Origin of the sequence: Achromobacter sp. ACM02 (assembly GCF_014851605.1) — a bacterium.
Classification (GTDB): domain Bacteria; phylum Pseudomonadota; class Gammaproteobacteria; order Burkholderiales; family Burkholderiaceae_B; genus Achromobacter; species Achromobacter aegrifaciens.
On the sequence record NZ_JACUZY010000016.1, the window covers coordinates 25,187 to 51,297 of the forward strand.

19 protein-coding genes are annotated in these 26,111 nt (G+C 66.9%); 12 read left to right on the forward strand and 7 right to left on the reverse strand.

Annotated features, from left to right (window positions below):
• Positions 1-3: 3 nt before the first annotated feature.
• The 6 genes from IB258_RS29830 (at position 4) to IB258_RS29855 (ending at position 4,532) form a co-directional block, all read left to right on the forward strand.
• Positions 4-1,194, forward strand: coding sequence for an amine dehydrogenase large subunit (locus tag IB258_RS29830; RefSeq protein WP_054458736.1), 1,191 nt, complete (start codon positions 4-6; stop codon positions 1,192-1,194).
• Positions 1,191-1,748: a MauE/DoxX family redox-associated membrane protein gene (locus tag IB258_RS29835; RefSeq protein WP_054458735.1), complete on the forward strand. Its 558-nt coding sequence runs from the start codon at positions 1,191-1,193 to the stop codon at positions 1,746-1,748. The genes IB258_RS29830 and IB258_RS29835 overlap by 4 nt, the downstream gene beginning before the upstream one ends.
• Positions 1,749-1,759: 11 nt before the next feature.
• On the forward strand, positions 1,760-2,398 hold the full coding sequence (gene mauD, locus IB258_RS29840; protein WP_054458732.1) for a methylamine dehydrogenase accessory protein MauD: 639 nt from the start codon (positions 1,760-1,762) through the stop codon (positions 2,396-2,398).
• Entirely contained in the window at positions 2,382-2,903 is a 522-nt protein-coding gene (locus IB258_RS29845; protein WP_054458730.1) for a methylamine dehydrogenase light chain, read from the forward strand. Before mauD ends, IB258_RS29845 begins: the two co-directional genes overlap by 17 nt.
• A gap of 38 nt (positions 2,904-2,941) precedes the next feature.
• Positions 2,942-3,424 (forward strand): cytochrome c, encoded by a 483-nt coding sequence (locus tag IB258_RS29850; protein WP_225590564.1) that lies wholly within the window; start codon positions 2,942-2,944, stop codon positions 3,422-3,424.
• Positions 3,425-3,572: 148 nt separating this feature from the next.
• A complete protein-coding gene (locus IB258_RS29855) occupies positions 3,573-4,532 on the forward strand; it encodes a helix-turn-helix domain-containing protein (RefSeq protein ID WP_054458728.1) in 960 nt (319 codons plus the stop codon).
• Here the strand turns inward: IB258_RS29855 and IB258_RS29860 are convergent, their stop codons facing one another.
• Positions 4,533-5,207, reverse strand: a complete 675-nt coding sequence (locus tag IB258_RS29860) for an epoxyqueuosine reductase QueH (protein WP_054458727.1) — start codon at positions 5,205-5,207, stop codon at positions 4,533-4,535.
• A gap of 85 nt (positions 5,208-5,292) precedes the next feature.
• Positions 5,293-8,073, reverse strand: coding sequence for a bifunctional [glutamate--ammonia ligase]-adenylyl-L-tyrosine phosphorylase/[glutamate--ammonia-ligase] adenylyltransferase (gene glnE, locus IB258_RS29865; protein ID WP_192331045.1), 2,781 nt, complete (start codon positions 8,071-8,073; stop codon positions 5,293-5,295).
• A gap of 82 nt (positions 8,074-8,155) precedes the next feature.
• Between glnE and IB258_RS29870 the strand changes: the two genes are divergently transcribed.
• Positions 8,156-11,821: a YhdP family protein gene (locus tag IB258_RS29870; RefSeq protein WP_370539865.1), complete on the forward strand. Its 3,666-nt coding sequence runs from the start codon at positions 8,156-8,158 to the stop codon at positions 11,819-11,821.
• A 109-nt stretch (positions 11,822-11,930) separates the two neighbouring features.
• Here IB258_RS29870 and rho read toward each other — a convergent pair whose 3' ends face one another.
• Positions 11,931-13,190 carry a transcription termination factor Rho gene (gene rho / locus IB258_RS29875; RefSeq protein ID WP_054458721.1) on the reverse strand — a complete coding sequence of 420 codons (1,260 nt, stop codon included), beginning with the start codon at positions 13,188-13,190 and terminating at the stop codon, positions 11,931-11,933.
• A gap of 117 nt (positions 13,191-13,307) precedes the next feature.
• The gene (gene trxA, locus IB258_RS29880) at positions 13,308-13,634 is read right to left on the reverse strand and encodes a thioredoxin TrxA (RefSeq protein WP_006218534.1); all 327 of its coding nucleotides are present in this window, start codon (positions 13,632-13,634) and stop codon (positions 13,308-13,310) included.
• A 326-nt stretch (positions 13,635-13,960) separates the two neighbouring features.
• On the opposite strand from trxA, the gene IB258_RS29885 reads away from it, so the two are divergent.
• The 5 genes from IB258_RS29885 to IB258_RS29905 all read left to right on the forward strand — a co-directional run bounded on the left by IB258_RS29885 (position 13,961) and on the right by IB258_RS29905 (position 20,837).
• A complete protein-coding gene (locus tag IB258_RS29885; RefSeq protein WP_054458719.1) occupies positions 13,961-15,922 on the forward strand; it encodes a DNA topoisomerase IV subunit B in 1,962 nt (653 codons plus the stop codon).
• Positions 15,922-16,527: a YcxB family protein gene (locus tag IB258_RS29890; protein ID WP_054458717.1), complete on the forward strand. Its 606-nt coding sequence runs from the start codon at positions 15,922-15,924 to the stop codon at positions 16,525-16,527. Before IB258_RS29885 ends, IB258_RS29890 begins: the two co-directional genes overlap by 1 nt.
• Positions 16,528-16,562: 35 nt before the next feature.
• Positions 16,563-18,902 (forward strand): DNA topoisomerase IV subunit A, encoded by a 2,340-nt coding sequence (parC, locus tag IB258_RS29895; RefSeq protein WP_054458716.1) that lies wholly within the window; start codon positions 16,563-16,565, stop codon positions 18,900-18,902.
• Between the two features lie 115 nt (positions 18,903-19,017).
• Positions 19,018-19,641 (forward strand): TetR/AcrR family transcriptional regulator, encoded by a 624-nt coding sequence (locus IB258_RS29900; protein WP_175214395.1) that lies wholly within the window; start codon positions 19,018-19,020, stop codon positions 19,639-19,641.
• The gene (locus tag IB258_RS29905; RefSeq protein WP_192353578.1) at positions 19,638-20,837 is read left to right on the forward strand and encodes a DUF418 domain-containing protein; all 1,200 of its coding nucleotides are present in this window, start codon (positions 19,638-19,640) and stop codon (positions 20,835-20,837) included. The genes IB258_RS29900 and IB258_RS29905 overlap by 4 nt, the downstream gene beginning before the upstream one ends.
• Here IB258_RS29905 and IB258_RS29910 read toward each other — a convergent pair whose 3' ends face one another.
• The 3 genes from IB258_RS29910 to IB258_RS29920 form a co-directional block, all read right to left on the reverse strand.
• The gene (locus tag IB258_RS29910) at positions 20,838-23,456 is read right to left on the reverse strand and encodes a TRAP transporter fused permease subunit (RefSeq protein WP_175214393.1); all 2,619 of its coding nucleotides are present in this window, start codon (positions 23,454-23,456) and stop codon (positions 20,838-20,840) included.
• A gap of 148 nt (positions 23,457-23,604) precedes the next feature.
• Complete coding sequence (locus tag IB258_RS29915; protein WP_054458708.1) at positions 23,605-24,609, reverse strand: TAXI family TRAP transporter solute-binding subunit; 1,005 nt, start codon at positions 24,607-24,609, stop codon at positions 23,605-23,607.
• 156 nt (positions 24,610-24,765) lie between these two features.
• On the reverse strand, positions 24,766-26,106 hold the full coding sequence (locus tag IB258_RS29920; protein WP_192353579.1) for an aspartate aminotransferase family protein: 1,341 nt from the start codon (positions 26,104-26,106) through the stop codon (positions 24,766-24,768).
• Positions 26,107-26,111 lie beyond the last annotated feature (5 nt).

A 26,111-nucleotide genomic window follows, 5' to 3' on the forward strand; every position in this document is an offset into this window, starting at 1 on the left:
TCGATGAACGCGCCTAGCGCCAGAACATGCGCATCGCGGGCCGGACGGTGGGCGCTATGCGCCGTCCTGGCGGCGTCGGCGGGGCTAGCCCGGGCGGATCTGCCCGTGGAAGAGCTCAAGGGCGGCACCCGCCTGCCGCCGGCCACGCCGCACCGGCTGTACGTGATGGATGCCGTCTTCAATCACCTGGTCGACAGCCGGGTCAACATCTATGACGGCGACTCCTTGAAGTTCCTGGGCATGGTGCCCGCGTCGTTCAACGGCCACATGACCGTGTCCGCGGACGGCAAGGACATCTACGTCATGACGACCTACTACGAGCGCTTGAACCGCGGCAAGCGTACCGACGTGGTGGAGGCCTGGGACGCCGAAACGCTCACGCCCAAGTACGAGGTGCCGATCCCGCAGAAACGCGCCCAGGCGCTGAATTACCGCAACTATCTGCAGCAGAGCACGGACGGGGAACTGCTGTTCGTGCAGAACGCCACGCCCGCGTCCTCGGTCACGGTGGTGAACCTGAAGACGCGCCAGTTCGCGGACGAGGTCACCGCGGCGGCAGGGTGCTGGAGCATCATCGTGCTGCCGTCGCGCCCGCGCAGCTTCGCCAGCATCTGCGGCGACGGCGCGCTGCTTACCGTGGACCTGGACCAGGCCGGCAAGCCGGCGGGGCAGCAGCGCAGCCAGCCCATGTTCGATCCCGAAAAGGACCCCATCTTCACGCACACCGAGAACCTGGGCGACACCTACTACTTCGTGTCCTACAACGGCAATGTCTACAGCGCCGACTTCAGCGGCAAGGACGCGGCTTTCGGCAAGCCCTGGTCCCTGCTGGACGCTTCGGGCAAGGACCAGGGCTGGCGCCCTGGCGGCTACAACCTGCTGGCCATCAACAAGGCCGCCAAGCGGCTGTATGTGGGCATGCATCCCAACGGCGCCGAGGGCTCGCACAAGACGCCGGCCGCCGAGATCTGGGTCTACGACCTGGCCACGCACAAGCGGGTGGCGCGGGTGCCGGGCCAGAATGCCTTGTCGATGTCGGTCTCGCAGGACGACCAGCCGCGCCTGTACACGATCGACGGCGGCAACGTGAACGTCTACGACGCCGCGCCGGCCGCGCCGGTCCTCAAGGGCACGATCCAGGCCGCCGGCGAAACCGCGCTGCAGGTCGAACCGCAACCGCGAGGTGCGCGATGAACGATCCCGTGCTGCTGTATGCCGCGAGCGCGGCGCTGGCCTGCGTGCTGCTCCTGGGGGCGCTGGAAAAGTTGAGGGACATGGCGGGCTTCGCCGCTATCGTGTCGGCCTACCGCATCCTGCCGGCGGGGTGGAGCGGCGCGTTCGCGTGGCTCTTCGTGCTGGGCGAAGCGCTGTCCGGCGCCTTGCTGCTGGCGCCGGCACGACAGGCGGCGGGCGCGCAACTGGCGCTGCTGGTGTTGGCGGCGGCGACGCTGGCGCTGGCCTTCAATCTGCTGCGCGGGCATCGCGACATCGATTGCGGCTGCGGCGGCCCCGCCGCCGGCGGGCCGGGGCGCGGCGCGCAACGTGGCGGGCTGTCGTGGTGGCTGGTGCTGCGCAACGCGGCGCTGGCGCTGTGGACTGCGCCCGCGCTGATCTCCGCGGCGGGCCAATCGCGCGGTCTGCAGTGGGCCGACTCCGCCGCCGTCTTCGGCCTGGCGATGGCTGCCGTGGGCCTGTACTTCAGCGCCAATCACCTGTTGGCCTCCCATCTCAAATTGCGCAATCTCTGAAGGAAACTCACATGGATGCCTTGATCATTTCCAATTTTCTGTTGTGGGGCGTGGTGCTCTGCCTGGTGCTGGTCATCCTGGCGCTGTCGCGGCAGATCGGCGTGCTGTACGAGCGCGTGGCGCCGATGGGGGCGCTGACGATGGACAAGGGCCCTGGCGTGGGCGAGCCCGCTCCGCGCTTCGAACTGCCGGATCTGCTGGGTCGCCGTATCGTCATCGGCGAACGCGGCCAGCACAGCCAGCTGCTGTTCTTTCTTTCCCCGACCTGCCCGGTTTGCAAGAAGCTGCTGCCTATCCTCAAGTCGGTGGCCAGCACGGAAAGCGCCTGGCTGCGCATCGTGCTGGCCAGCGATGGCGAAATGCCCGAGCACCTGGCGTTCTACAAGCAGGCGGGCCTGGAGCGTTTTCCGTACTTGCTGTCGACCGAACTGGGCATGAAGTTCCAGATCAGCAAGCTGCCCTATGCCGTGCTGATCGATGAAACCGGAACCTTGCGCGCCAAGGGCCTGATCAACTCGCGCGAACAGCTCGAAAGCCTGTTCACCGCGAAGGAGCTGGGCGTGGCTTCGGTGCAGGAATTCCTGGCCGCCGGCGCGTTGGAAGAAACCCGGATTTCCCGCAAGGAGAGCGGCAATGCAATGGCTGGATAAACTCGCGGAGCGCGCCGCGCGCTCGGTTGCGCACACCACTTCCCGGCGCAGCGTGCTCAACCGCATCGGCCGGGCGCTGGTTGGAACGGCATTCCTCATGCCGGTGCTGCCGGTGGCGCGGTCAGCGCCCGCTGATCCCAAGAAACCGCAGATGGACGACACGGCGTGCGACTACTGGCGCTATTGCGCGGTGGACGGCTTTCTGTGTTCATGCTGCGGCGGCAGCATGACGTCCTGCCCGCCTGGCACCTCGCCTTCGGCCGTGTCGTGGGTTGGCACCTGCCACAATCCGCTGGACGGCAAGGACTACCTGATCAGCTACAACGATTGCTGCGGCAAGGCTGCTTGCGGCAAATGCATGTGCGCATCCGCCGAGCGCGAGCGGCCCGGCTATCAGATGTTCCTGCACAACGACGTGAACTGGTGCATGTCCAACGAGTCCTCCATCTTCCACTGCACGACCTCGGTGATCGTGGGCCTGGCCAAGCCGAAGCCGAAATCATGAGGCCAGAAGGGCGACCGCCATGGCGCGGGTGGCGCGGGTTGTGCGCCGCCGTCCTGCTCTGCGTGGGCCGGACGGCCGCCGCAGAGCAGGCGGCCGCTGACGCCGCCGACGCCGACAGGCTGCGTTTGGCCGTCCGCGCCGACTACGTGCTGCAATGCGCGGGCTGCCATCGCGTGGACGGCCGTGGCAGCGGCCGCCACGGCATTCCTGATTTCCGCAATTCGGTGGGCGCGTTCGTGCATCTGCCGCAGGGCCGCGAGTATCTGGTCCGCGTGCCGGGCGCCGCGCAATCGCAGCTCAGCAATGCCGAACTCGCGGCCGTGCTGAACTGGGTGGTGCGGGAATTCAGCCCGGCGCAGTTGCCGGCGGATTTCCGGCCGTACACGGAACAGGAAGTCGCGCAGGTCCGCCCGCGCCGCTACGAGGACGTGGTGCCGGTGCGTCATGGACTGGCTCAGGCGCTGGCGCGGCTCGGCTTCCAGTTGGCCGACTATTCTTATGGCAGCGACAGAAAACCGTAGAGGAACAGGCACTTAGGGGTTGTCACCGATATTCCCTGGCGCCGACCGATGCTAGAAAGAGGCAGCATTCCATTCAACGCTGTAGCTGTGTCGCCAGGCAGGCCGTTCCAGGCAAACAGGCACGCCGTTTCGAGACGCCGGAGTCGCCATGTCCCCATCCCTTCTGCGCAGCGAGCCCAGGCACTTCCTGGACTGCGCAAGCTGGCAGGAAAATGTCAGCGATACCTTCGTTCCCCTGGAAGTGTCCGCGGTGTTTCCGGCCCGTTTCCGCAATAGCGTGGCGGTGGATTCGCTGGGCTGGATGCAGGTCTGCGAGTTGCGCAGCAGCGCCCAGCGCGTGCGCCGCAGCAAGCTGCTGGCCAACCGTTCCGAGTCGTCCGGCTACAAGGTGACGCTGCAGCTCGCTGGCCGCAGCGAGATCCGCCAGTCGGGGCGCAGCGCCTTGCTGGTGCCGGGCGAATGGAGCATCTACGACACCACCCGGCCGTACGAAGTCGACGTCGACGATGGCGCGCACTTCCTGGTCATGCAGGTGCCCGGCAAGCATTTCGAGGCGTGGCAGTCTTTCATGCAGAATGCCGTGGCGCGCAGCTTCAGCGCGCGCCAGGGGTGCGGGCGCATGGCGATGGACCTGCTGCGCGTGGCGCTGACCGAGCACGCGCATCTGTCCGAAAGCGCCTCGCGAGATGCCGCCAATGCGGTGCTGCAGATGATGGGACTGGATATCAGCGAGCGGGCAGGCGGGCAGGCCGAACATGACCAGGCCGAACTGCGGCAGGCGCAATTGCGCCGGGTGCAGCAGCACATGCTTGAAAACCTGCATGATCCGGCGCTGTCGCCAGCGGCCGCTGCAGCGGCCTTCCGGATGTCGCGCCGCTATTTGTACAACCTGTTCGCGCAGGCTTCCACGACCCCGGCCGATTTCATCCTCAGCGCGCGGCTGGAGCGTTGCTGCGATACGCTGTGCGACCCCGCTCAGGCGGCGCGGCCGATAGGCGACATCGCCTACAGATTCGGGTTCTCAGATGCGGCGCGTTTCAGCCATGCGTTTCGCAAGCGTTTCGGCGTGTCGCCGTCGGAATACCGGCGCCATGGACGCCCGTCCTGATCAGAGCTGTTCCTCGTTGATCAGGTCTTCCTTGCCGTAGAACTTCACGCCGATGTGGATGCGTTCGCGGCCCTGCGAGCGGCGATGGCGGTTGGTGTCGCGCAGCGAATAGACGCAGCCGCAATATTCCTGCTGGTAGAAGTTTTCGCGCTTGCTGATTTCGATCATGCGGGCCGAGCCGCCGCCCTTGCGCCAGTTGTAGGTCCAGTAGATCAGATCGTCGTAGCGCGCCGCGGCGCGTTCGCCACAGCCGTTGATCTGGTTCATGTCCTTCCAGCGCGAAATGCCCAGCGAGCTGGTGATGGTGTCAAAGCCATGCTCGTGCGCGTAGAGCGCCGTGCGTTCGAAGCGCATGTCGAAGCAGGCCGTGCAGCGCTCGCCGCGTTCGGGAGCGTTTTCCATGCCCTTGACGCGGTCGAACCAGTTGTCCATGTCGTAGTCGGCGTCGATGAATTCGATGCCGTGCTGCTCGGCGAAGCGGATGTTCTCCTGCTTGCGGATTTCGTACTCTTTGACCGGGTGGATGTTCGGGTTGTAGAAGTAGATGGCGTAATCGATGCCTGAGGCGGTCATCGCTTCCATGACTTCGCCGGAACAGGGCGCGCAGCACGAGTGCATCAGCACCTTGCGGCGGCCGGCGGGCAGGTCGAGTTTGGGGCGCACGAGTTCGGACATGGCTTGCAGGAAACAAATAAGGCGGAAAACTCCTTATTTTACGCTGAGTTGCCGCTGAAGGGGGCGCCCCCGTCCCCCAATACGCTCAGCCCAGCACGGCATCCCAGAGCTCGCGCACGGCGGCGCGCTCTTCCTGCAGCTGGTCCTGCGGGACGCGCGCCTTTTCCACCCCCTGCAGGCGCATCTGGTGCTGGACGCGGCGCAGGGTGCGGTAGGCGTCGCCGGCGCGCGCGGCCAGTTCGGGAGCAATCAGGCCCGCCTCGCCGGACAGGCGCAGCAAGGCGATATTGCCCAGGTTGCGCACCAGCACCGGATGCGTGCCCGAATGGCACAGCACCAGATATTGCGTGACGAACTCCACGTCGACCATGCCGCCGCGGTCGTGCTTCAGATCGAACAGCGGGCTGCTGTTGGGGTGGCCAGCATTGATCTTTTCGCGCATCGCCAGCACTTCCTCGCGCAGTCTGGCGGCGTCGCGTGGCAGTACCAGGATGTCTGCGCGGATCTGCTCGAAACGCGCGCCGACGCTGGCGTCGCCCGAGGCGTAGCGGGCGCGGGTCAGCGCCTGGTGTTCCCAGGCCCAGGCGTGCTTGTGCTGGTATTGCTCGAATGCTTCCACGGACACCGCCAGCAGGCCGGCGTCGCCGTCCGGCCGCAGGCGCAGGTCGACTTCGTACAGGCGGCCCGAAGAGGTCATGGTCGAGAGCCACGACGTCATGCGCCGGCCCAGCTTTGCGTAGACCTCGGCGGCGTCGTCGCGCGGGTCGTCGAACAGGAACACCAGATCCAGGTCCGAGGCATAGCCCAGTTCCTTGCCGCCCAGCTTGCCGTACGCGATGACGGCGAAGCGCGGTTCGGCGCCCTCGGCCTTGTTGACCAGCGGCCAGGTGCGGCGGATGGTTTCGGTCAGCAACAGGTCGGCCAGCGCGGACAGCTGGTCGGCCAGCTTCTCCACGGTGAGTTCGCCTTCCAGATCCTGCGCCAGCAATTGGAAGCTGGCCTGGCGCTGCATGTCGCGCATCAGGTTCATCTGGCGCTCGATGTCCGGATCGCCGTCGGGCAGCCGGCAGGCGTCCAGGTCGGCGGTCAGCTGGCGCGCGATCTGGCCGAAGTCCAGCGGCTCGAACAGGGTGCGCCAATCGATCAGGCTGTCCAGCAGCAGAGGGTGCTGGGTCAGGTATTGCGCGGCCCAGGGGCTGGCGGCGACCATGCGCGCCACGCGCGCCAGGGTGTCGGGGTATTCGGCCAGCAGGGCCAGGTAGGCGCTGCGCTGGGCGATTTTCTCGATCAGGTCGAACAGCCGCACCGTGGCTTGCAGCGGGGCTGGGGTTTGCAGGGCCGCTCGCAGGGCGGCCGGCAGCAGCGCGTCCATGCGCTTGCGGCTGCTCTCGGGCAGACTGCGCACCCGGTGGCTGCCCAGCAGGGTCTCGGTACGGCGCAACAGGTCCTGCGCGTCGTCGCCGAAGGCCTGGCTGATTTGTTCGGCGAGCTCGCAGCTGCTGTCTGGTTCGTCCGGGCCGGACCCAGGGTCGGTGGCGCCGGGCGCGGGCGCCGGCACTTCGGCGTCGCCCATGCCCACCAGCCGGAACACGTTGCGGAAGGTCTGCGAGACGAATTGGCGGTGCGCGGCCAGCGTGCTTTCGAAGTCAGCGGGGCTCATGCCCAGCGCTGCGGCCAGGCCGGCGCGTTGTTCGGGGTCGCCCGGCAGCAAATGGGTCTGGGCGTCCTCGCGGTATTGCAGGGCATGCTCGGTGCGGCGCAGGTAGCGGTACGCCTCTTCGAGCCGGCGCGCGTCTTCCTCGGGCACCAGGCCGGCGGCGCTCTCCGCGTGCAGCGCTTCCAGCAGGCCGCGTTTTTGCAACGCGGGCATGCGGCCGCCGCGGATCAACTGGGCAAGCTGCACCACGAATTCGATTTCGCGGATGCCGCCATCGCCCAGCTTGATGTTGTTGGCGCTGTCGATGCCGTTGCGCGCGCTGGCGCGCCGCTGCCAATCCTGGCGGATGCGTTCGCGCAGGGCGCGCAGGGCCGAGAGCGCATCGAAGTCGAAATACTTGCGATAGACGAACGGCACGCGCAGGCTTTCCAGCTGGCGCGCCTGGGCGGCGCTGTCGCTGCCTTCGAAGGCCTGGGCCGGGATCAGCCGGGCCTTGAGCCAGGCGTAGCGTTCCCATTCGCGGCCCTGGCCGATAAGGTAGTGCTCCAGCGCGTCCAGGCTCCAGGCCAGGGGACCGGCGTCGCCGTCGGGGCGCAGGCGCAGGTCGGTGCGGAACACCTGGCCGTTGGCGTCGACTTCGGACAGCACCGGCATCATGCGCCGCGTCAGGCGGCCGTAGAACTCGTGATGGCTGATACGGCGCGGACCGTCGGTTTCGCCTTCTTCGCCGTACAGCATGATCAGGTCGATGTCGGACGAGACATTCAATTCGCAGCCGCCCAGCTTGCCCATGCCCACTATCAGCATTTCCTGCGGCTGGCCGGTGGCCGGATCGCGCGGCACGCCATGCACGGCGGCGAGGTCCGCCGCCACGCTGCGATAGGCCGCGGCCACCGCGGTGTCGGCCAGCGCGGTCATGGCGCCCACGACTTCTTCCAGATCGGCCTGGCCGGTCAGGTCGCGCACGATGAGTGTGTTGAAGACCCGTTCGCGCAGCTTGCGCAGCACCATGCGGCAGACCTCCACGGGTAGCGTCTCGCCTGCCTGCGGTCCGGCCAGCTCCGCCTGCCAGCGCGCGATCTGCGCGGGCGTGACGGGTTCGCGCACGGCATCGTTCAGCCAGGCGGCCAGATCCGGGTGGGCATCCAGGCGGCGGCGCAGATGGCCGGACCAGGCGAGGGCGGGGGCAAGCGTAGAGGGCGTGGACATGGCGAAAGGGGCGGCGCGATGGGCGCGTTTCAGGTATAAGTGGGGACGATACTGCAAGACCTCTTCTCCTGCCCACCGATCCGTGTCTGTTTCAAAAAAAGTGCTCTGTTGGGTGTTCTGGGCCGTGCTGACCGTCTATTGCGTCGTGGCCCTCGGACTGCTGGGCGTGCGCTATTGGGTTCTGCCCCGCGCGGACCAATGGCGTCCCCAGATCGAAGCCTACGCCAGCAAGGCGCTGGGCTCCCGAGTGACCATCGGCTCCATCCAGGCGAACTGGCAAGGCCTGAACCCCAAACTCGATCTCACCTCCGTCCAAGTCTACGACGATGAGGTGGACCCGGTGTTGTCCTTGCCTTCCGTTTCGGCGGTGCTGGCCTGGCGCAGCATTCTGGTCCTGTCGCCCAAGCTGCTGCGGTTGCAGCTCGACCGGCCCGAACTCCTGTTGCGGCGCGATCCCGAAAATCATCTATGGGTCGCGGGCCAGGACATCGACCTCAATGACGACGATCAGCGTTCCGACCTGGACCATCCAGCGCTGCGCTGGCTGGGCGCGCAGCGCGAGCTGCGCATCCGCGGCGCGACCATACGCTGGCAGGACGAGTTGCGCCGCGCGCCGGAGCTCACCCTGACGGGCGTCGACTTCCTGGCGCGCAACGGCAGTTTGTCGCATCGTTTCGTGCTCAAGGCCGCGGCGGGCGAGGCGCTGGCGCGCAACGTCGAGCTGCGCGGCGAATTCAATCGCAGCCTGTTTTCGGTGAACGCGGCGAATCCCGGCAATTGGGGCGGCCAGCTATATGTACAGCTGGACGACGCTGAACCCTTGGCCTGGCAGCCTTGGTTCGAGGTCCCGGCGGTGGCGGGCCGCCTGAGCGGGCGGGCATGGCTGCAGTTGGAACGCGGCAAGTTCACCGATCTGACCGCGGACGCCGCCGTGCGCGGCCTGCAATGGACCGAGACCGCGCAAGGGACCGCTGCTCCAGGCTTCAGGGCCGGGTACGTCCAGGCCCGCGTCCAGGGCTTGCCGGGCGACTTCATGCAGCTGGACAGCGTGCCGCTGGCGCGCAGCCCTGGCGCCCCGGCGGTGTCGGTCAGCGCCAAGGCCGAACAGCTCACTCTGTCCTTGCCGGGCGTCTTCGAGCAACCCACGTTGGCTGTGCGCGACGTGGCGCTGGATGCCGCCGTCAAAGGGCCGGATGCGAAGCACTGGTTCGTGGACGTAGGCCAACTGCAACTGGTCAACGACGATCTCGACGTGCGCGTGCAAGGGCAGTGGCGGCCAGAAGGCAGGACCGCGGCGGGCAGCGTCGACATGCACGGCGTGATGGCGCGCGGCTCCATGTCCGCCATCCATCGCTACCTGCCGCTGGAGGTCAACGCCGATGCGCGCGAATGGCTGGCCATCGGCTTGCCCGCGGGCGAAATGCAATCGGCCTCCATCACGCTCAAGGGCGATCTCGACGAGTTTCCTTTTGGCGCGCCTGGGGCTCAGGGCGATTTCGTGATCGCCGGCGCATTCAGCGGCGCCAAGGTCGACTACGCGCCGGCGCGCGAGCGCCGCAAGGGCTGGCCGATGCTGGAGAACCTGTCCGGCAATTTCCGCATCGACAAGGTCAGCCTGGCGCTGGACAGTCCGGGCGGCGCGGTCGCGCATACCGGATCGGGACATACCGTGACGCTGGGGGCGGTTTCCGCAACCATTCCCAACATGGAAGAGAACTCCGAACTGCTGCTGACCGGCGAGACGTCCGGCGCCGTGCCGGCCTATCTGGCGCTGGCAGCCAACTCGCCCTTGGGCGAGTTGCTGGATGGCGCGCTGGACGAGGCGCGCGGCACCGGCGACTGGCGGGTGGGGCTCAAGCTCAAGGTGCCTCTGTTGAACACCGATGACACCCAGGTCCAGGGGAACATCCTGTTCGCGGGCAACTCCTTCACCTTCATGCCGGAGATGCCGCTGCTCAGCCAGATGCACGGTGACCTGGAGTTTTCGGAGAAGGGCGTCGAGGCCAAGGACTTGCGGGCCCTGTTCCTGGGCGGCCCGGCGCGGATTTACGGACGTCTGGCGCAGAGCACGGACGCCTTGCGCTTCGAGGGTACGCTGGCCGGGCCGGCGCTGACTCAATTAAGCAACACGCCGTCCATGTCGCGCTTTTCGGGCAAAGCGGCCTACAAGGGCAAGGTGGGCTATCAGCGCGGCGGCGCGGTGGACATTTCCGTCGAGTCCGATCTGGTGGGCATGGCGATCGACATGCCCGCTCCGGTCGGCAAGGCCGCCCAGGCTTCGCAGTTGCTGAAGGTGCAATGGTCGCCCGCGCAGGACCGCGGAGCGCAGAACCGGCGCTGGCTCACCGCAAGCCTGGGAGATGCCGTCAACGCGCTGTTCGAACGGGCGCCGTCCGAAGGGTCGCCGTCCTACTTCGCGCGCGGCGCGCTGGGCATCAACCGTCCGGCAAGCCTGCCGGAACGCGGGTTCAGCCTGAACGCGAGCCTGCCTGAACTGGACCTGGATGCCTGGGAAAGCGTGTCCGACGGCTTCAGCGCGCCTGCTGGCAAGGGCCGTGCCGCGCCCAAGCCCATGCTGCCCGCGGCCGAACGCATCAGCCTGGCGGCCGGCGTCTTGCGGACTGGCGGCTTTACCCTGAACGACCTGACGCTGTACGCGACCCGGCCGGGACCCGCCCAATGGCGCGTGGATCTGCAATCCAAGCAGGCCACGGGTTCGCTCGAATGGCGCGAGGCCTCGGGCGCCATCGCCGGCCAGATCACCGCGCGCCTGAAGCATCTGTCCCTGGGCGGCGAGGGCGACACCAACAAGGCCGACGAGGCGCTGTCCTCCGGCAACGACCTGTCAGACATCCCGGCGATCGACCTGCAAGCCAAGGAATTCCTGCTGTACGGCAAGAACGTGGGCGAACTCCAGGTGCAGGGCACGAACCTGCAGCGCGGCCGCCAATGGCGCCTGGACAAGCTGTCCATCGTCAACGACGCGGCCTCGCTCAACGCCACCGGCAACTGGAACCTGGAAGGCCAGAGCCGCGGCCTGACCGTGGACGCTTCGGTCAAGTTCGAAGACGTGGGCAAGTTCCTGGACCGCATCGGCTTCGAAAAGGTGGTGTCGGGTGGCAAGGGCACGATGCAGGGCAAGGCCACCTGGCGCAATCTGCCCTGGACCCACAAGATCGAAGACCTGACGGGCGAGGTCGACGTCAGCCTGGACAAGGGCCGCTTCATGCACGTCAACTCCCGCACCGCGCGGCTGCTGGAGCTGCTGTCCCTGCAATCGCTGCAGCGGCTGGCGCGGCTGGACGTAAATCCCACCAATCTGCTGCGCGACGGCTTCCCCTTCGACACCATCCGCGGCAAGGTCAAGCTGGCCGACGGCACGGCTTCGACCGAAGGCTACAAGATCAACGGGCCGGTGGCGACCATCGTGCTGGCGGGCGGGGTCAACATCATCCGCGAACGCTGGGACATGAAGGCTGTGGTGATCCCGAACCTGGACGCCAGCGGGGCGGCCATGGTGACGGCGCTGGCGGTCAATCCGCTGATCGGCCTGGGAGCCTTCGTGACGCAGTGGCTGCTGAAGCAGCCGCTGGCACGGGCCATGACCATGGAATACGCCGTCACCGGCAGCTGGGACGATCCCAAGATCGAGCCGATAGACGCGTCCGGCAAGCCGGCCGGCAACAAGCAGACCCCGCGTCCGGCGCCGCAGCCTGGCACGCTGGAGGAGTTCATGGGAGGGCAGTGAGCCGCCTGTCCGGCCCATGAAAAACGCCCTGGGCGCAAGCGCGCTTCAGGGCGTTTTTCATGGCCGGGTCCAAGGCGCGGGCGCCGCGGACCGCAGGCTCTGACCAGGCTTACTTCTTCTTCATCATGTCGAAGAATTCGGCGTTGGTCTTGGTGGCGCGCATCTTGTCCAGGATGAATTCCATCGACTGGACTTCGTCCATGTCGTGGATGAACTTGCGCAGCACCCAGACCTTCTGCAGCAGGTCGGGGGCGATCAGCAGCTCTTCGCGGCGGGTGCCGGACTTGTTCAGGTTGATCGACGGGTAGACGCGCTTTTCGGCCAGGCGGCGCTCGAGGTGGACTTCGGAGTTGCCGGTGCCCTTGAATTCTTCATAGATGACTTCATCCATGCGGCTGCCGGTTTCGATCAGCGCCGTGCCCAGGATGGTCAGCGAACCGCCTTCTTCCAGGTTGCGGGCCGCGCCGAAGAAGCGCTTGGGGCGTTGCAGCGCGTTGGCGTCCACGCCGCCGGTCAGCACCTTGCCGGAGGCCGGCACCACGGTGTTGTAGGCGCGGGCCAGACGGGTGATCGAGTCCAGCAGGATCACCACGTCCTTCTTCATTTCGACCAGGCGCTTGGCCTTCTCGATGACCATTTCCGCGACCTGCACGTGGCGGGTGGCGGGTTCGTCAAAGGTCGAGGCGACCACTTCGCCGCGCACGGTGCGCTGCATTTCGGTCACTTCCTCGGGGCGTTCATCCACCAGCAGGACGATCATGACCGCGTCGGGGTAGTTGGTGGTGATGGCGTGCGCGATGTGCTGCATCATCACCGTCTTGCCGGACTTGGGGCTGGCGACGATCAGGCCGCGCTGGCCCATGCCGATGGGGGCGAAGACGTCAAGAATGCGGCCCGTGAGGTTTTCCTCGCTCTTGATGTCGCGTTCCAGGCGGATGTTGCGGTTCGGGTGCAGCGGCGTCAGGTTTTCGAACATGATGCGATGCTTGATCGCTTCAGGCGCCACGCCGTTGACCTTGTCCACCTTCACCAGGGCGAAATAGCGCTCGCCGTCCTTGGGCGTGCGCACTTCACCTTCGATCGAGTCGCCGGTGTGCAGGTTGAAGCGGCGGATCTGCGAGGGCGAGATGTAGATGTCGTCCGTGCTGGCCAGATACGAGGTCTCGGGCGAGCGCAGGAAGCCGAAGCCGTCGGGCAGGACTTCCAGGACGCCGTCGCCGAAGATCTGCTCGCCTTGCTTGGCGCGCCGTTTCATGATGGCGAACATCAGCTCCTGCTTGCGCAGGCGGTTGGCGTTCTCGATTTCCAGGCCGGCGGCCATTTCCAGCAGCTGCGAGACGTGCAGCGCCTTCAGTTCGTTGAGGTGCATCGCGGTGGATTTTTGGGGGAAAGTGAAGGAGAGTTCTGGCGGCGCGCCACGGACGGGCACACGCGGTATTGAATGAGCGCCGCCCCGAGGGCGGCGCCTTCGTTCACGGCACGCGGCTTACAGCGCGCCGTCCAGGAATGCGGTCAGTTGCGACTTCGACAGCGCGCCAACTTTGGTGGCGGCAGCTTGGCCGTCTTTAAAGAGCATAAGGGTGGGAATGCCGCGGATGCCGTACTTGGTGGCGGTGCCCTGGTTTTCATCGACGTTCAGCTTGGCGATCGTCAGGCGGCCAGCGTACTCCGTGGCGACTTCTTCCAGGATCGGGGCAATCATCTTGCAGGGGCCGCACCAGGCAGCCCAGTAGTCCACCAGCACCGGCTGGCCGGATTTCAACACATCGGCATCGAAGCTGGCGTCACTGACGTTCTTGATTTGGTCGCTCATGATGGTGATTCTCGGTTCGGCAGCAAAAGGCGCGTAAAAAGGGACGCGCCCCGCCGTTGTTCTTGTTTGTGGATGGACTCAAGCATACCACTGTCAATATCAACAGGCATACCACTGTTAATAACAACAGGAGTTGCTGGATTTGTGTAGGATGTTGCGGCGCAGTTGTCGCGATCCGGGCGGTACCGACCCGATGCGCTGGCTGTGACTGTCATCATCCTACCGAATTCGGAGCTGGTCAGGTCGTGCTCATCCCACTGGGAGCCGCGCAGAATCTGGACTTATCCGTAAAATGTCGGTTTTTTTCCACAGATGTTGGGGATAACTTGGCCACTCCACGTTACACCGAGGCGTCCATTCGCGTCCTGAAGGGCCTGGAGCCCGTGCGCCAGCGCCCGGGCATGTACACCCGAACCGAAAACCCCCTGCACGTCGTGCAGGAGGTCATTGATAACGCCGCAGACGAGGCATTGGCCGGATACGGCAAGCAGATCCAGGTCACGCTGCACGTCGACGGCAGCGTTTCCGTCGAGGACGACGGGCGCGGCATTCCCGTTGGCCTGCACCCTGAAGAGAACGCTCCCGTGGTGGAGCTGGTGTTCACGCGCCTGCACGCAGGCGGCAAGTTCGACAAGGCGGGCGGCGGCGCCTACGCCTTTTCCGGCGGCTTGCACGGCGTGGGCGTGTCCGTCACCAACGCCCTGGCCACGCGCCTGGAAGTGGTGGTGTGGCGCGATGGCGCCGTCAACCGCCTGGTCTTCAAGGGCGGCGACGTGGCCGAGCCCCTGGCGCCCTACGACCAGGGTGGCCGCAAGAAGTCCGGCACCCGCGTGCGCGTCTGGCCGGACGCCAAGTATTTCGACAGCCCCAACATTCCGCTGGGCGAGCTGACGCACCTCCTGCGCAGCAAGGCCGTGCTGCTGCCGGGCGTCAAGGTTTCCTTGGTCAACGAGAAAACCGGCGACACCAAGACCTGGCAGTACCAGGACGGCCTGCGCGGCTATCTGTCCGAGGCGCTGGCCGGGGCGGAGCTGATGGTGCCGTTCTTCGAAGGCGAACAGTACGCCGGGGCCGACCACGAGAACTTCGCCGAAGGCGAGGGCGCCCAGTGGGTGGTGGCCTGGACCGAGGACGGCAACGCCGTGCGCGAGTCGTACGTGAACCTGATTCCGACGCCTGCCGGCGGCACCCATGAATCGGGCCTGCGCGAAGGCCTGTTCGGCGCGGTCAAGGGTTTCGCCGAGCTGCACAGCCTGCTGCCCAAGGGCGTCAAGCTGCTGCCGGAAGACGTGTTCGCCCGCGCCAGCTTCGTCTTGTCGGCCAAGGTGCTGGATCCGCAGTTCCAGGGCCAGATCAAGGAACGCCTGAACAGCCGCGACGCGGTGCGCCTGGTCGGCGGCTTCTCCAAGAGCGCGCTGGACCTGTGGCTGCACAGTAACGTCGAATACGGCAAGAAGCTGGCCGAACTGGCCATCCGCCAGGCCCAGGCGCGCCAGCGCTCGGCCCAGAAGGTCGAAAAGCGCAAGAGCTCGGGCGTGGCCGTGCTGCCGGGCAAGCTGACCGATTGCGAATCCAGCGACGCGACCCGCACCGAAGTCTTCCTGGTCGAGGGCGACTCCGCGGGCGGTTCGGCCAAGATGGGCCGCGACAAGGAATTCCAGGCCATCCTGCCGCTGCGCGGCAAAGTGCTCAATTCCTGGGAAGTGGATCGCGACCGGCTCTTCGCCAACAACGAAATCCATGACATTTCCGTCGCCATCGGCGTGGACCCGCACGGTCCCGGCGATACCCCGGACCTGTCGGGCCTGCGCTACGGCCGCATCTGCATCCTGTCCGACGCCGACGTCGACGGTTCGCACATCCAGGTGCTGTTGCTGACGCTGTTCTATAAGCACTTCCCCAAGCTGGTCGAAGCCGGCAACGTGTTCGTGGCCAAGCCGCCGCTGTTCCGGCTGGACGTGCCGGCGCAGGGCAAGCGTCCGGCGCGCAAGATCTACTGCCTGGATGAAGGCGAACTTGAAGCCGCGCAGGACAAGCTGCGCAAGGAAGGCGTGCGTGAAGGCGCCTGGGCCGTCAGCCGCTTCAAGGGCCTGGGCGAAATGAATCCCGAGCAACTGTGGGAAACCACCATGAATCCGGACACGCGCCGCCTCTTGCCCGTGGGCTATGGCGACCAGACGCCCGAAGACACCACCCGCATGTTCGACATGCTGATGGGCAAGGGCGAGTCCTCGCAGCGCCGCGCCTGGATCGAAGAGAAGGGCAATCTGGCGGAGCTGGACATCTGATGGCCGGGTCCGCGCCCGGCTCGGCCCGCATGGACGTCCAGATGACTGCCGACGACTACGCCGACTTCGCCGCTTACGTGTACAAGCGGCCGGAGCTGCGCCGTCGCCGCTACCGCTCCCATCTGCGTTTCGCGGTCCTGATGATCGTGGCCCTGCTGGCCTACCTGATCTGGCAGACCTGGGACGGCAATACGCCGAACTGGGGGCGGATCCTGCCCGTGTATTTCCAGGGCTTGGCGGTGGGCCTGGGCATTCTTGCGCTCCTGGCGCTGGCTTACGAGTACGTCCTGCCCTCGCTGGTCAGGATGAACACGCGCCGCATGCTGAAGCGTCAGCCCGACGAGCTGTTCCTGGGACGGCATCAGCTGGACTTCGGCCCCGACGGCATCACGGATACCACTGCCACCGCCTCCGGACGCATGGACTGGTCCGATGTGCGGCGGGTCGAGGAAACCCCGCAGCATCTCTATGTCATTCTCGGCACTTTGCAAGGCGTGATCATCCCCAAGCGCGGGCAGGACGCCGCCACGTTGGATGCGGTGCGGACCCAGTTGCGCGCGCATGTCGCCGATACGCAGCTGATGTCGTCCGCGCAGGCGCTTTGACGCCGTTTCGATGAAATTGTCTACCTGAATACATCATGACCGACAGCAATCAACCCGGCTTGTTCGATTCCAATCCGCCCGGCGGCGATGGCGGTGGCGATGGCGACGCCGCCATCACCCTGGCGCGCTACGCCGAGCAAGCCTATCTGGACTACGCGGTGTCCGTGGTGCGCGGCCGCGCCCTGCCGGACGTGGGCGACGGGCAGAAGCCCGTGCAGCGGCGCATTCTCTTCGCCATGCAGGCGATGGGGCTGGCCGCTGGCGCCAAGCCCGTCAAGTCCGCGCGCGTCGTGGGCGACGTGCTGGGCAAGTATCACCCGCACGGCGACCAGGCCGCCTATGACGCCATGGTGCGCATGGCGCAGGATTTCTCGCTGCGCTATCCGCTGATCGACGGCCAGGGCAACTTCGGTTCGCGCGACGGCGACAACGCCGCCGCCATGCGCTACACGGAAGCCCGCCTTACCCCCATCGCCAAGCTGCTGCTGGACGAGCTGGACGAAGGCACCGTGGACTTCGTGCCCAACTACGACGGCAGCCAGCAAGAGCCGCAAATGTTGCCGGCGCGCCTGCCGGTGATGCTGCTCAACGGCGCCTCGGGCATCGCGGTCGGCATGGCGACCGAGATCCCGCCGCACAACCTGCGCGAAGTGGCGCAGGCCTGCGTGGCGCTGCTGAAGCATCCGCAGATGCCGGACGCCGAGCTGCACGCCCTGATCCCGGGTCCGGATTTCGCGGGCGGCGGGCAGATCATCACGCCGGCCGAGGACATCGCCCAGATCTACGCGGGCGGCCGCGGTTCGCTCAAGGTGCGAGCGCGCTGGCAGTTCGAGGAAATGGCGCGCGGCCAATGGCAACTGGTGGTCACCGAGCTGCCGCCGGGCACCTCGGGCCAGAAGGTGCTGGAAGAGATCGAGGAAATCACCAACCCCAAGGTCAAGACCGGCAAGAAGAGCCTGACGCCCGAGCAGACGCAGGCCAAGGCGGTGATGCTGAACCTGCTGGACGCCGTGCGCGACGAGTCGGGCAAGGACGCCGCCGTGCGCCTGGTCTTCGAACCCAAGACCTCGCGCGTGGACCGCGACGAATTCGTCAACACGCTGCTGGCGCAGACCAGCATGGAAAGCAGCTCGTCCATCAACCTGGTGTGCATCGGCACCGATGGCAGGCCGCGCCAGAAGGGGCTGCGCGACATCCTGGTCGAGTGGCTGGCGTTCCGCACCAACACCGTGGTGCGCCGCACGCGCTTCCGCCTGGACAAGGTCATCGACCGCATCCACGTGCTGGAAGGCCGCATGGTCGTCTACCTGAACGTGGACGAAGTCATCCAGACGATCCGCGAATCCGACGAGCCGCGCGCCGCGCTGATGGAACGCTTCAAGCTGTCCGAACGCCAGGCCGAGGACATCCTGGAAATGCGCCTGCGCCAGTTGGCCCGCCTGGAAGGCTTCAAGATCGAGCAGGAACTGGCCGACAAGCGTGACGAACAGGTGCGCCTGCAGGAACTGCTGGACAATCCCGCTTCGCTCAAGCGCCTGCTGGTCAAGGAAATCGAGGCCGACGCCAAGCAATACGGCGACGACCGCCGCACGTTGATCGAGACCGCCGAACGCGCCGTGCTCGAAACCAAGGTGCTGGACGAGCCCGTCACCGTGATCGTGTCGCAGAAGGGTTGGCTGCGCGCCCGCCAGGGCCACGGCCACGATGCGTCGCAATTCGGCTTCAAGCAGGGCGACGATCTGTACGGCGCCTTCGAGTGCCGCACCACCGACACGCTGATCGCCATGGGCGACAACGGCCGCGTCTATTCGGTGCCGGTCGCCGGGCTGCCTTCGGCCCGCGGCGACGGCCAGCCGGTCACCACCATGATCGACCTGGGCAGCGGCACGCGTATCGTCCACACGATCGCGGCCGCGCCCGACAGCCGCTGGCTGCTGGCTACGCGCGGCGGCTACGGCTTTGCCGCCAAGCTGTCCGACATGGTCAGCCGCCAGCGCGCCGGCAAGCAGTTCATCACCCTGGAAGAGGGCGACGAACTGCTGCGTCCGGTGCCGCTGTTCGACGGCGCCAAGCAATTGGCGTTGCTGTCGCACAAGGGCAAGTTCCTGGTGTTCGGCCTGGACGAGGTCAAGACGCTGTCCGGCGGCGGCCGCGGCACCATCCTGATGGGGCTGGACGGGACCGACAAGCTGGACCAGACCGTGCCCATCGGCGCGGGCGGCCTGCGCGCGGCCGGCATCTACCGCAACAAGCACACCGAGGACATCCTGGCGGGCGACGCGCTGGCGCCGTACATCGGCAAGCGCGCCCGCAAGGGGCGGGCGCTGGATGTGCGGCCCAAGCAGCCGGTGGTGCTGTCGCCGGTGCTGGGCTAGGTTCCGGGCGGGCAGACAAGAGAATGGCGGGCTGCGGCCCGCCATTTTTCTTCGTCTGTTGACCGGCTGTGCGATCCCGGTATTTAATAGATAGATCATTCAGTCTATTAATAGCATGCGCAAGATCGACCCCATCAAGCAGCAGGAACGGCGCACCCAGATATTGGCCGCCGCAGCGGATTGCTTTGCAGAGCAGGGCTTCCATTCGACCTCGACGGCGCAGATCTGCGCCCGCGCCGGCATGAGCCCCGGCAACCTGTTCCACTACTACGGCAGCAAGGCGGAAATCATCGAAGCGATGATTGCGTCGGATACCGAGTCCGCGCGCGAACGCATGCGGCAAGCGTGCGCCGCGCCCGACGCGAGGCGGGCGTTGACGGATTGGGTCGCCGCGCAGTTGGCGCAGCATCAAGACCCGGCCTACGTCAGGCTGGGCATGGAGATCCTGGCCGAAGCCGTGCGCAACCCGCGCGTGCACGCGTTGGTGCTGGAGAACGAGGCGGCGCGCAAGGCCGGGTTGATGGCCTTGCTGGAAACGGTGTGGGCACAACGCACGCCGCCGCAGGCGGCAGCCGAGATGGCCGATACGCTGTTGTTGCTGCTGGACGGCGTCTACAGCCGGTCGGTGGTCGACCCCGCCTTTGGCGCGGCGGCCGGCAGCCGTCTCCTGGAACAGGCCTTGTCGCGGTGCCTGCCTGGCGACGCGCAACAAGGCGCAGCCGCAGGGGGGCAGGCATGAGCGCGGCGGCAACCCATGCGCGGCTTGAGCAGGTCGATGCGCTGCGCGGCTTCGCGCTCTTCGGCATCCTGGTGGTCAACATCGGCGTGTTCTCGTCGCCGTTCTATGGCGCCGGCGTGGCCGACCCGGCGTACTCGCAGCCCTTGGACCTGGCCGTGCGCTGGCTGATCGCGTGGCTGTTCGAGACCAAGTTCTACCTGCTGTTCTCTTTCCTGTTCGGGTACAGCTTCACCTTGCAGATGACCGCTGCCGAACGCAGCCAGGCGGCTTTTGCGCCGCGCTTCCTGCGCCGCTTGGCGGGCCTGGCTTTGCTGGGGCTGGCGCACGCGGTGCTGTTCTACCAGGGCGACATACTGCTGACCTACGCATTGCTGGGCCTGGCGCTGCTGCTGTGCCGGCGGATGGAGCCGCGGCGGGCGCTGCGCATTTCGCTGTGGCTCATTGTGCTGACGGCCTCGTTGTGGGCCATTCTGGGCGCATTGAGCTATCTGGACCCGGTGTCGCCCGGGTACGAGGCGCAGTACCACGCGGACGCCCTGGCGGCGATCGACGCCTACCGGGGCAGCATAGGCACGACCATCGCGCAGCACTGGAAAGAGCTGACCGGGGGCGTGTGGTTCACGGTGCTGTTCGTGCAAGGGCCGTTCGCGTTCGCAATGTTCCTGGCGGGCTACGCGCTGGGCCGCCGTAACGCGCTGGCCGATCCCTGGCGTCAGCCGCGTGTGCTGTGGTTGCTGTGTGCGCTGGGCCTGGCGCCAGGCCTGGCCGGTTCTGCGGCCTACGCCTTCAGCACGCTGCCGTCAGCGGGGGCAGCCTGGGAACTGCCGGGCCTGGCGGTGGACCTGCTGACCGCGCCGTTGCTCAGCATGTCGTACGCGGCGGCCTTGCTGCTGGCCATGCGCACGCAGCCGGGGGCGCGGCTGGCGGGCTGGCTCGCGCCCGCCGGGCGGATGGCATTGAGCAACTACCTGATGCAATCCGTGGTCTGCGCCTTTCTTTTCACCGCTTGGGGCCTGCGCCTGTTCGGCTCGGTCTCGCCACTGGCGACGTTCTGCATTGCCGTCGCGATATTCGCGGCGCAGTTGCCGCTGTCCGCCTGGTGGCTGCGGCGCCACGCCTACGGCCCGGTCGAGTGGTTCCTGCGCGCGCTCACCATCGGCGCCTGGCCGGCCTGGCGGCGCGCGCGGGCTGACTGATCAGACCGGCTTGGCGCGCAGCCGGCCGACGGGGGCGCCGCCGTCGCGCCGGCCCTGGCGCGCCCACATGCCTGCCAGCAGCAGCAACGCGGGCACATATACCCAGAAGTCGGACCAGCGCTGCGGGTTGGGCGCCTTCACTTCCAGCACGTCCCAGCCTTGTTCCCAGCCGGCGCGCTGGGCGCGGCTGCCGAAACGCACGCCGCCGATCTGCGTCTGGTCGCCCAGGCTCATCAGTGTCAGTCCGGCCTCGGCCAGGCGCTTGCGGCCCGCGTCCTGCCCGCCCGGGTTGTCGGTCAATTCGGGCAGGGCAACGGCCACCGTCTTGGTCAGTTCGTCGCCTTCCAGGTTGATGCCGCGCAGCACCACCGTCAGCCTTCCATTGTCGGGCAGCGCGCCCGCGATGGCCTGCATCTCGGAGGCCGGACGGCTTTCATGGCGCGGCGCGAAATGGTCCATGAACCAGTCCGGACGGAACAGCATGAACGTGACCAGCAGCAGCACGCCGACTTCGGCCAGCGTGCAGCGCACGCGGAACCAGCGCATGGTGGCGGCGGCGAAGGTCAGCGAGGCGATCGTGGCGCCCGTCACGACCAGCGCCAGTTCCCAACCGTAGGTGACGTCGATCAGCAGCAGCATGGGGTTGAACACGAACATGAACGGCAGGATGGCCGTGCGCGCCGCGTAGGTCACGCCCTGGATGCCGGTCTTGATCGGGTCCTCGCCCGAGATGGCGGCGGCCGCGAAGGTCGCCAGGCCGACGGGTGGGGTGATGTCGGCCATGATGCCGTAGTAGAAGACGAACATGTGCACCGCGATCAGCGGAATCACCAGGCCGCTCTGCGCGCCCAGCTCCACCACCACGGGCGCCATCAGCGTCGCCATCAGGATGTAGTTGGCCGTGGTCGGCATGCCCAGGCCCAGGATCAGGCACACCACCGCCGTGAAGATCAGCATCAGCAGCACGTTGCCCATGGACACCAGTTCGACGAAGGCCGTCATGCGCAGGCCCAGGCCGGTCAGGGTGATGGCGCCCACGATCAGCCCGGCGGTGCCGCAGGCGATGGCGATGCCTATCATGTTGCGGGCGCCGTCCTCCAGGCCGCCGATGGCGTCGCGCCAGCCGTGGCGCCAGGCCGCGGACACCGGCTGCTTGCGGAACCAGGCGATCAGCGGACGCTGCGTCACCATCTGGAACAGCATCGCCATCGCCGCCCAGAACGCCGACAGTCCGGCCGACAGCTCTTCCACGCTCAGGCACCAGACCAGGATGCCGATGGGAATCAGAAAGTAGAGCCCGGCGCGCACCGTGGGCCAGGGTTGCGGGCGCACGGGATGGTTGATGTCGATGTCCTGCGGCAAGTCGGGGTGGCGCGCCGCCACGCGCAGCAGCCACAGATAGAGCACGGCCAGGATGGCCAGCAACACCCAGATGGCCGCGGCGCCTGCCACGGCCTGCACGCCCGTGCCTATCCAGTAGACCGCGCCCATCACCAGCAAGGTGCCGCTGATGCCCATGCCCCATCCGGCCAGCTTCTGCAGCGGCGTGCGCGCGGGGCCCGAGGCCATCATGGGCTGGATGCCCAGTTTCAGGGCTTCCAGGTGGACGATGTAGAACAGCGCGATGTAGGAGATCGCGGCCGGCAGGATCGCGTGGCGGATGATGTCGGTGTAAGGAATGCCGACATACTCGATCATCAAAAAGGCGGCTGCGCCCATCACGGGCGGCATGATCTGGCCGTTGACGGACGAGGCGGTCTCGATGGCCCCGGCGCGCACGCCGCCGTATCCGGCCTTCTTCATCAGCGGAATCGTGAAGATGCCGCCCGTCACCACATTGGCCACCGACGACGCCGACACCAGGCCGTTGACGGCGGAGGACACCACCGCCACCTTGGCCGGCCCGCCGCGCAGGTGCCCCAGCAGCGCGAACGACACCTGCATCATGTAGTTGCCCGCGCCGCACTTGTCCAGCATCGAGCCCAGCAGCACGAAGATGAAGATGTACGACACCGATACGCCCAGCGCCACGCCATAGACGCCTTCCGTTGTCAGCCACATGTGCGACATCAGGCGTTCCAGCGACGCGCCGCGGTGCGCCAGCACGTCGGGCAACCAGGGACCGGCCAGCGCGTAGGCCACGAACACCAGGCCCAGCACGGTCATGGGCAGGCCGAGCGCGCGGCGCGTCACCTCCAGCAGCAGCGCCAGGCCAATCGCGGCAGTGGCCACGTCCATGGTGGTCGGCTGGCCGGGACGGCCCGCCAGCTCGTTGTAGAAGACGTACAGATAGCTGCCGCAGAAGCCCGCCATCAGCGCCAGCGCCCAGTCGTACCAGGGCATGCGGTCGCGCGCCGAGCGCTTGCTGGCGGGGTAGGCCAGATAGCCCAGGAACATGGCGATGCCCAGGTGCAGGGCGCGCGCCTCGGTGTCGTTGAAGATGCCCCAATTCAGGGAGAACGGCAGCGGCGACGCGTACCAGAGCTGGAAGAGGGACCAGATCAGCGCGCCCGCCGCCAAGGTGGCGCCCGCCAGGCCGCGCACATTGCGGCCTCCGCGGTCGGCGTCGGCGACCAGCTGTTCCAGGTCCGGGGCCGGCGTATGCGGCTCTTTATTCATGAAATTCCCCTACGTGTCATGGCGCGCGCCGGCGGCGCGGCGCGCGTTGAGCCCCCGCGCTTGCTGTGCGCAGGGGACGGCAGCCTGCGTGGCGGGGTTGGACCCGGCCACACATGCGTGCCGTTTCAGCGGCCCTTGGGCCTGGGCCTCAGAGCAGGCCCTTTTCCTTGAAGTACTTCTCGGCGCCCGGATGCAGCGGCGCCGACAGTCCGTTCTTCACCATGTCCGCCGCCTTCAGGTTGGCAAACGCGGGGTGCAGCTTCTTGAAGTCGTCGAAGTTGTCGAACACCGCCTTGACCACGGTGTAGACCGTCGCCTCGGGCACGTCGGCGGAAGTGACGAAGGTAGCGGTCACGCCGTAAGTCTTGGTTTCCGTCGGGTTGTTCGGATACAGCCCGGCCGGAATCGAGGCGTGGGCGTAGTACGGGTACTTCTCGACCAGCTTGTCCACGGCGGGACCGGTCAGCGACACGAGCTTGGCGCCGCAGCTGGTGGTGGGGTCCTGGATGTTGGCCGAGGGGTGGCCCACGCCATAGAAGAAGCCGTCGATCTTGCCGTCGCACAGCGCGGAACCGTGCTCGTCGGGACGCAGTTCGGACGCCAGCGAGAAGTCCTTCAGCGTCCAGCCCATGGTGCTCAGCAACTCCTCCATCGAGGCGCGCGTGCCCGAGCCGGGGTTGCCGACGTTGAAGCGCTTGCCCTTGAGGTCTTCGAAGCTCTTGATGTTCGCTTCCTTGCGCGTCACGACGGTGAAGGGCTCGGGGTGGATGGAGAACACCGAGCGCAGCTTGGTGTACGGTCCGGCCTGCTTGAACTGGCCTTCGCCCTTGTAGGCGTTGAAGCCGACGTCGGATTGCACCACGCCCAGGTCCAGCTCACCGGCCTTGATGGTGTTGGCGTTGAAGACCGAGCCGCCGGTCGATTCGACCGAGCAACGGATGCCGTGACTGGAACGATCCTTGTTGACCAGACGGCAGATGGCGCCGCCGGCGGCATAGTAGACGCCGGTGACGCCGCCCGTGCCGATACTGACGAACTTCTGTTGGGCGGCGGCGGGCGCCGGCGCCGTGGACAGCAATGCCGTGGCAAGGCCCGCGGCTGCGAGCGTCCAGGCGTTGCGATGGCCCAAGGGGTGTTTGACGGACGTGGTCATGCAAACTCCTTTTGGGGTTTTTCCCCGTGATATTGCCGGTCTTGGCCGGCGGTTGGTGCGCCCCGCGAGCCGCGGAGCACCCTGTGCGTATCATCACGAGCCCGCGCCAGGCGGGCGGCACGGCGCAATCGCTTGCGCCGCGCTTGCAGCAGGCAGCTAGGCGCGCGCCTGCGCGATGGCGGCGTCGATGGCGCCGCTCAGACGTTCGGTCAACTGGTCCAGTTCATCGTCGGAGATGATGAAGGGCGGGGCGAGCAGCACGTGGTCGCCGTGGCGGCCGTCGATGGTGCCGCCCATCGGGTAGACCATCAAACCGAGCGCCATGGCTTCGCGCTTGATGCGCGCGTGCAGCGACAGCGCGGGGTCGAAGGTCTGCTTGCTGGCGCGGTCCTGCACCAGCTCGATGCCCATGAAGAGGCCGCGGCCGCGGATGTCGCCGACGTGCGGATGCGCGCCCAGCGCGCTCTCCAGCCGCTGGCGCAAGCCTGCGCCCTGCGCTTGCACGCGCGCCAGCAGGCCGTCGCGCCGGATCACCTCCTGCACGGCGAGCGACGCGGCGCAGGCGATCGCATGGCCCAGATAGGTGTGGCCATGCTGGAAGAAGCCGCTGCCTTGCTGCATGGCATCCACGATGCGCTGCTGCACCATCACCGCGCCGATCGGCTGATAGCCGCCGCCCAGGCCCTTGGCGATGGTGATCAGGTCAGGCGTGACGCCTTCCTGTTCCACTGCGTACAGCGTGCCGGTGCGGCCCATGCCGCACATGACCTCGTCGGCGATCAGCAGCACGCCGTGACGGTCGCAGACTTCGCGGACGCGGCGGAAATAACCCGGCACAGCCGTGACGGCGCCGGCGGTGGCGCCGACCACGGGTTCGGCCACGAAAGCCATCACCGTGCCCGGACCCAGGCGCTCGAAGGTCTGTTCCAGTTCCTGCGCCAGGCGCTCGCCGTATTGCTCGGGGCTTTCGTCCTCGCGCTGGTCGCGGTAGGCGTAGCAGGGCGACACGTGCTCGACCTCGATCAATAGCGGCGCGAACTGCGCGCGGCGCCAGGCATTGCCGCCCACCGCCAGCGCGCCCAGCGTGTTGCCGTGATAGCTCTGGCGCCGCGCGACGATGTGGCGGCGTTCCGGCTGGCCGATTTCCACGAAGTACTGCCGCGCCATTTTCAGCGCGGCTTCGACCGCTTCCGAGCCGCCCGAGACGAAGTAGGCATGGGAAATGCCCGGCGGCGCATCGGCCACCAGGCGCTCGGCCAATTGCTCCGCGACCTCGGTCGTGAAAAAGCTGGTGTGGGCATAGGCCAGCGCGTCGATCTGCGCATGCATGGCGGCCTGGATGTCGGGGTGGTTGTGTCCCAGGCAGGAGACCGCCGCGCCGCCCGAACCGTCGAGGTAGGAGCGGCCGGCGCTGTCGTAGACCCACACGCCCTGGCCGCGGACCGCGACGGGAGGCGTCTGGCGCAATGAACGATGCATGACATGGGTGTGGCTCATGGGGC